Annotated in this window: 1 protein-coding gene; it reads left to right on the top strand. The window is 70.3% G+C overall.

Annotated features, from left to right (window positions below; all coding sequences use genetic code 11):
• Positions 1-144: 144 nt before the first annotated feature.
• The gene (locus OF117_RS22060; RefSeq protein WP_263555007.1) at positions 145-1,017 is read left to right on the top strand and encodes an IS5 family transposase; all 873 of its coding nucleotides are present in this window, start codon (positions 145-147) and stop codon (positions 1,015-1,017) included.
• Positions 1,018-1,047 lie beyond the last annotated feature (30 nt).

Below are 1,047 nucleotides of genomic sequence, written 5' to 3'. Positions count from 1 at the left end.
CTCAGAGGGTGTTGGGTAACCGGTCGTGAACTTGAAGTGATGGCCGCACTTGGTGTGCCCGTTGGTCGGCGTGGCGGCTGGCTCTCGGCGGTGAGCCGGTGATGGTGCGGGCGGATGTGTGTCTGTACCTGCCAGCCGCCTCGGGTGGCGTCTTCGCGGTATGACAGCTCGCTGACCGATGGGCAGTGGGCGCAGATCGAGCCGCTGTTGCCGGTGGCCAATCCGCGGCACGGAGGACGGCGGCTCAAGCACGACCGCCGGCTGATCCTGGACACGATCCTGTACGTGCTGCGCACCGGCTGCGCGTGGCGGCTGGTGCCGCATGATCTGGCGCCCTGGGACGCGGCCTACCGGTGGTTTCGGGCCTGGGCCGCCGATGGCACCTGGCGGCAGGTGCACGAGGCGCTGCGCGATCGAGTGCGCGAACGCGACGGGCGCGATGCCCAGCCCACCGCGGCGGTGCTGGACTCCCAGTCGGCCAGGAGCGCCGAGGGCGGCGAGGCGATCGGCTACGACGCCGGCAAGCGGGTGCGCGGCCGCAAGCGCCACCTGCTGGTCGACACCAACGGGCTGCTGCTGCACCGGGTGGTGCACTCGGCCGGCGTGCAGGATCGCGCCGGCGCCCGGCTGGTGCTCACCAGCGTGCACGACGAGTTCCCCCAGCTTGGCCTGGTCTGGGTCGACGGCGGCTACGTCAACACCGTCGACGCCGGGCTGATCGGCTGGGCCGGCGACCACGAGGGCATCCAGATCGTGGTCGTGCCGCGCAACGCCGACGTGAAAGGCTTCCAGGTGCTGCCCCGCCGCTGGGTGGTGGAGCGAACCTTCGGCTGGTTGACGAGGTGCAGACGGTTGGCGCGCGACTACGAACGCAAGACCGCCCACGCCGAGGCGATGATCGACGTGGCGATGATCCGACTGATGTCCGCCCGGCTGGCCGGCGAGGACATCGAGCCCGAAGGGCCGATCGAGACCGAGGCCGCCCGACGCCTCGCCAAAGACCTCAACGACGAGTAATCACCGGGTTACCCAACACCCTCTCAGGCG

This window comes from Geodermatophilus sp. YIM 151500 (assembly GCF_025716945.1).
Taxonomy (GTDB): domain Bacteria; phylum Actinomycetota; class Actinomycetes; order Mycobacteriales; family Geodermatophilaceae; genus YIM-151500.
Note: the sequence above shows the minus strand (reverse complement) of the source record. Positions and strands in the feature narration are given on the sequence as shown.